Below are 6178 nucleotides of genomic sequence, written 5' to 3'. Positions count from 1 at the left end.
TGTGTGACGTCGCCGACCGGGCCGCTGGCGGTCGGTTGCGACCTGGAGCTGGTGGAGCCGCGCACGCCCGGCTTCGTCCGCGACTTCTTCACCGCGGCCGAGCAGCGGTGGATTGCCTCACGCGCGGCCGGTGACGAGCGCGACATGGGCGCGAATCTGGTGTGGTCGGCGAAGGAAAGCGCGCTGAAGGTGCTCCGCACCGGGCTGCGCCGGGACACCCGCACCGTCGAGGTAACGGTGGCCGCGCCGCGCGCCGACGGCTGGGGTGAGTTAACGGTGCGTGCCTCCGAGGGGACGGCGTTCCCCGGCTGGTGGCGGCGCGAAGGCCGATTTCTGCTTACCGTCGCCACGGAGGTGCGGATCCCGCCGCCGCTCGCCCTCGGCGACCCAGCAGTGCTGGCGGCAGCAGAACCCCGGCACTCCTGGCTGGACCGGCCGCTATACCTGTGACATCCCCCGGTTGAGGGCATCGACAATGTAGGGGCGCAGCGTCTCGGCGGGGACGATGCGGTCCACCGAGCCCACCGCGAGCGCCCGCTGGACGGTGTGGATCTTGTCGAACTCGTCGGCGACTTCGCTGAGCTTCGCGGCGCGGACCGTCGCAGTGATCTCGACGAGCCGGGCCCGCGCCGTGCCCGCGTCGGACCCACTCGCCTCGCGCACCGCATCGGCCGCCTCGCGTACTTCGGGATCCCGCTGGGTGCGCGCGTTCACCTCTCGGGCGAACACGGTGGCAGCGGCCGGCGCGCCGCCGATCACCGATGCGAATGAGCCCTCCACAGCGGCGATCTCCAGCCCCTCGTTAAGCGGCTTGGAGAACACCACGAAAGCACCCCCGTGGTAGCGGGAGACCACCACGAACACGATCGGGCCGCGGAAGTTGGTCACCGCGCGGCCGATTTCGGCACCGTACTCCAGTTGCCAGCGGCGCATGGACTCCGGCGAGCCGTCGAAGCCGGACAGATTCGCCAGCGCGACAAGCGGGCGGTTGCCGCTGGCGGCGTTGATCGCGCGTGCCAGCTTGCGCGACGACTGGGGAAACAGAGTGCCCGAGGACCACTCGGACGGGCCGCCAGCCGGCACAAATCCGCGGCGGGGCACCGTGTGCGATTCGATCCCGAGCAGACACACCGGAATGCCGCCGACGTGCGCATCCCACACGATCGCGGTCTCGGCGGCGCGCCATTCGCCCCACCGCTCCAGCGGCACCGAGTCGGTGTCGGCCACCGCCCGCATCACCGAGCGCATATCGAACGGCTTCTTGCGTTGGGCGTTGTGAGAGGCGGAGAAGATCTCCCCGACCGTCGCCATGTCGGAGCCCGCGACCCGGGCGTGCGGCGCCGATCGCACGTCACGGTCTACCGGGTCGGCCGTGGTGCGCCTACGCGGCCACCTCTCACCGGGCACGACGTAGCTGTACTCATAGTGGCGCAGCAGGATGTCGCACGCGTCGGCGAGGGTGGGCGCCCAGTACTGGCCCTGGCCGTTGGGTCCCATGATCCGGTCGAAGCCGCCAATACCAAAGTTGTCCTCGGCCGACACACCGCCGGAGAAATCCAGCGCCTGCTTGCCGGTCAGCACCATCGCGCTGGCAGGTGTCATCACCAGGATGCCGCGGGTGTGCATCAGCATGGTTGCCTCGGCGTTCCAGTACGGCTGGCCGCCCACGGTCACCCCGGTGATCACGAGGTTCACCTCCCCGCCGCCCTGGGTGAACTCGACGAGGCGTCGCAGCACCGCGGCAATCCAGTCCATGTTCTCGACGCCGCTGTCCATCGCGATCAGCGCCCCAGACGACAGCGCGAACCATTCGACCGGTATTCGCATCCGCTCGGCCAGGTCGAGCCCCGCGATGATCCGCCGGCACTCCGGCTCGGCCAGGTTGCCCAGCCCGCGGGTCGGGTCACTTAACAGCGCGACCCTGGTCATCCCTTCCGGCACCTTCTCGGTGTCGTTGCGCAGCAGACCGACAACGATGTTGGCGGTGTTCATCCCATACGGTCGCGACACCGGTATGAGGTCTTCGTGCTCGTCCAGGTCGTGCTCGACGAACTGCCCTGGGGGAAACCGCGATACCGCCTCGGCCGGAGGGGTGAGCATCCGCACGATCTCATACGGGTACGGCGTGTTGAAGCGGTTGGCCCGCAGCACCTTCTGCCGGTACAGCGTCATTGACTTGATCGGCTCCTGCCCCGGCGGGCGTTCGCGCACCGTCACGCCCCCGTCCAGCCCCTCCACCTCCAGCACATGGTCGCGACCGTCGGGGAACCGTACTCGCAGCACGACTTTTTCCAGGCCGGCACCGATGGCCAGCGGCGCCAACGACCGGGCCAGTTCGGTCCACGCGTCGCGCGGCACATCCCACGGCGGCCGGACATAGAGCACTATCCGGTTGGCCGCCGGCCGGTCCCGCCCGTCGAACGTCGCGAGCGCTTCCTGCATCGCCGACAGGGCCTCCAAGCCCATCAGCTCCAGCCGCGGGTAGCGCACCGCACCGCTGGCGTCCCGGGCCGGGGTGAGGTCGCGCACTTCGGCCAGCGCGAACAGCCGTTGATCGGCGGGATTGTCGTGGGCCACGCCGTGGAATACGTACACGTCCTCGGCCGAGCGCAGCCGGCGCAGCTTGAAGTTCCCCAGGCGCCAAAGGTCCAGACGCTTGGCGAGCATCGGGTGCAGATTGCGGTAGAGCGGGTCCTCGACGTACTGCCCGTCCCGCTGGCGGTAGGTCACGTGATGGGTGCGGAAGCGCTCCGGGGCCGCCCCTTCGACGGTGGTCACGGTGAGGTCAAGGCGGTGCAACAGGCGCCCGAAGTCGCAGCTGGCCAGGAGCTTGTCGGCCTCGGCGATGACGGCGTCGATATCAGCGGTCTCGCCGTGCCGCCACAGCGCCAGACTCACCACGACCTCCCGCCCGACGTCGACCGTGGCCAGGTGCCCGGCGATCGCCCGGGACAGCTCCGGCAGTTCGGTCAGCGGCGCGTACGCGGCGACCAGGTGGATGGTCTTGCCCTCGTCGTCGTAGTCGGCGGCACCCAGCAGCCGCCCGTCATGTTCGTTGACCGCCAGGTCACGCAGTTCCCTGATCCGGTAGAACCGGCGGATGTTGACCTCCAGCAGCGCCCGGCGCGGTCCGGGGTCGCTGCTGCTGCGCCACCGCCGCAACAGCTCGGCGCGCAGCGGCTGCGGGCAGGCGACAAGGCGGTCGATCCGCTCGGCCCGGTCGGCGCCGTCGGGATCGTCGAGCAACGCATCGAGATCGCGCTCCGCCCGGGCGTACTCCTCGGCGACGACGACCTCGAGCAGCGGCTCGTCAAAGTAGTGGAACCGCACGTCGCGGGCCAAGTCGGCGACCACCCGTTGGCGACCCTGGATGGCCGCCAGACGGTCAAGCCGGGCCCGCATCTCGGCGTCGGCCACCTGCGCCAGCTCGGCTTGGTGGCGGAGCCGGCGCTCGAGGATGGCGGTCACTGCCGGTACCAGCTCGTTGGCCCGGCGAAACGAGCGGAACATCCAGACCACGGCTTCTTCGAGTTCGGGGGTGCGATCCAGGCCGCGCACGCCGTAGCGCAGCAGCGCACGCTCCAACCGCTGCCGGTACGAGTCGGGCAGGCCGGCCCGATCCGCGTCCAGCCACTGCAGGTAGGACAGCAGGTACTCCTGGGCGCTGCCGGCGACGTACTCCTCCTCCGGCTCCATGTCGCTGCGCGGCCGGTAGAGCGAGCCGACGTCGGCGAACAGATCCAGCAGGCTGTCCTCGCAGCGCAGCAGTTCGGTGTCGGCCGGCGGAGCGATCTCGCCGAGCCGGCGCTGCCGGGTCAGCATTGCACTCACCGAGCCCGGGTCCAGGTCGTAGCCGAGCAGGTAGGAACCCAGTGCCCCATACACCCGCTCGCAGGGTGGTGTGCCTGGTGGCTCGACCGCGGTGAGTCCGGCGAAGTCGACCGCGCCCGCGACGTGGGCGACGTGGTCGTGAGCGGCTTCGGACGTCGCGATGCGGACCACCGGCGCACTGGCCTCGATCTGCACGTTCGCGGCGGTTTCGACGGAAGCGACGGTGCCGGCGAACGGTGCGGTGATGGTGGTTTCCATTTTCATGCTTTCCACGACCGCCAGCGGGTCACCCTCGCCGACCTCATCACCGGGTTTGACGACGACCGACAGCACGAAGGCCGGTCCGGGGCAGCGCACGACGCCACCGTCGTCGCGGGACACGGCGTGGGCCGCGCCGTCGACGTCAACCCGCACGATGGCTCCTTCCACGACCGAGACCACGCGGTGCACCCGGTCGCCAACGACCACCCGCCGCTCGTATCCGTCTCGGTAGGATTCCGTGACATCCGCGGTGCCGGCGCCGGATGTGACACGGTAGGTTTCGCGGCCGGTGCGGTAAACGTGCAGGTCGTACTGCTGGCCCCGATAGCGGAGGCGGCACCGGTGACCCACCTCGGCCGCGGACTCGGCACCGCCTCGCGCCGCGCGGGCATGGAACGCGGCCTGCTCGGCGGCCTCGTCGAGGTCATACGAATCCACGGCGGCCACCAGCAGGGCAACCGGATCCGGGGCTGGCAGGTGCGCCCCCTCGCCGGTCAACCGGTCCAGCCAGTGGTTGTCGTAGTGCCCGCCGCGCACCTCCGGCCGGTCGAGCAGGGTCAGCAGAAACGACCGGTTGGTGGTGCCGCCTTCGACCACCACCGTGGTCTCGCGCAGCGCCCGACTGAGTCGTGCGATGGCCTCCGCGCGGTCGTTCCCCCACGCCACAATCTTGGCGATCATCGAGTCGAACTCGGCTGGGATCCGATCGCCTTCGCGCACACCCGCGTCAACGCGGATCCCGCTGCCGGCCGGCAGGCGGAGCCGGGCCAGCCGGCCCGGCGCGGGCGTAAACGCGTTCTCGGGGTCTTCGGCACACAGCCGCGCCTCGATCGCGTGCCCGAACACCCGCGGCGGCGAGCCGGTGAGCCGGCCGCCCTGCGCGACGTGTAGCTGCAGCTTCACCAGGTCCAGCCCGGTGCTCGCCTCCGTGATCGGATGCTCCACCTGCAGCCGGGTGTTGACCTCCATAAACAGGAAGCTCCCGGTGTCCGGGTCGACCAGGAACTCCACTGTGCCCGCGTTGTGGTAGCCCGCGGCGGCGGTCAGCCGGACCGCCGCATCGCGGATCGCCTGTTCGCCGTCGGCGTCGAGCACCGTCGACGCCGACTCCTCCAGCACCTTCTGGTGCCGGCGTTGCAGCGTACAGTCACGCACGCCCACCGCCCACACGGTGCCGTATCCGTCGCCGATCACCTGGACCTCGACGTGGCGAGCGGTCGGCACGAGCTGCTCCATAAAGACCGTGGGGTCGCCGAAGAAGAGCTGCGCCTCGGCGCGCGCAGACGGCAGCGCCGCGGCGAGTTCGGCGTCGGTGCGAACCATCCTGATCCCGCGCCCGCCCCCGCCCGCGGACGCCTTGACCACCACCGGGTACCCGAGCCGCGCCGCGACCGCGGTCGCCGTGGCGACGTCATCGACCGGCCCGTCGCTCCACGGCACCACCGGGACGTTGGCCTGCTCGGCGACCCGCTTGGCAGCCACCTTGTCGCCGAGCCGTCGGATCGTGGCGCTGTCCGGGCCGACGAACACGATGCCGGCCTCCTCACACGCCTGGGCAAACGAGGCGCTTTCGGCCAGGAATCCCCAGCCCACCCACGCCGCGTCCACCTCGGCGCCGCGCAGCACCGCCATGACCGCCGTCTCGTCCAGGTACCGCGACCGACGGGTGCCGTCGACCGGGTCGACGAACGTCGCGGTGCCGAGCGGCACGGCCTCGTCGGCCTCCCGCACAAACCACGCGTCGGCATCCGGGTCGGTGTAGAGCACAACGGTTCGGATCGGTGGCTGGTCGCCGGCCTGGTTGAGTTCCGCCACCGCGGTCAGTGCACGGACGGCGGGCTCACCGCGGTTGACGATCGCCAGCCGTCGGATCTGCCTGTCCATATCGGTACGTCTCCTCAGCCGCGCATGACCGAGCGCATCGGGGCGACGACATCCGGCGGCGGCGGGTTCGGCAGCGGCACCGTGCGGTACCCGTCGAGCCGCAACACGAGCGTGCCCTCGTCGTCGCGGACGGTGCAGTCGAAGCCCCCGTGCCCGTCCGGCCGTGCGGTGGCGACCAGCCCGGCCCGCTCCGCCGGCGCCC

General features: G+C 70.7%; 3 protein-coding genes. 1 reads left to right on the top strand and 2 read right to left on the bottom strand.

Annotated elements, in window-relative coordinates; translation table 11 throughout:
* Window positions 1-450 (top strand): 4'-phosphopantetheinyl transferase superfamily protein (locus ACLQI9_RS10235; protein WP_442391634.1); only part of this gene is annotated, 450 nt, incomplete at its 5' end.
* Here the strand turns inward: ACLQI9_RS10235 and ACLQI9_RS10230 are convergent.
* Both ACLQI9_RS10230 and ACLQI9_RS10225 read right to left on the bottom strand, forming a co-directional pair.
* Complete coding sequence (locus ACLQI9_RS10230) at window positions 439-5976, bottom strand: ATP-binding protein (protein WP_442391632.1); 5538 nt, start codon at window positions 5974-5976, stop codon at window positions 439-441. The genes ACLQI9_RS10235 and ACLQI9_RS10230 overlap by 12 nt on opposite strands.
* A gap of 14 nt (window positions 5977-5990) precedes the next feature.
* The coding region (locus ACLQI9_RS10225; protein WP_442391630.1) for a hypothetical protein at window positions 5991-6178 on the bottom strand (188 nt) is incomplete at its 5' end.

The organism is Mycobacterium sp. (genome assembly GCF_052143115.1).
In the GTDB taxonomy this organism is placed as follows: domain Bacteria; phylum Actinomycetota; class Actinomycetes; order Mycobacteriales; family Mycobacteriaceae; genus Mycobacterium.
The sequence above is the reverse complement of the archived record's forward strand: the minus strand, read 5'-3'. Positions and strand labels throughout refer to the sequence as shown.

Bases quoted from the DNA above. Each gene is read 5' to 3' on its own strand.
- ACLQI9_RS10230 (WP_442391632.1), bottom strand. From the start codon at position 5,976: ATGGACAGGCAGATCCGACGGCTGGCGATCGTCAACCGCGGTGAGCCC.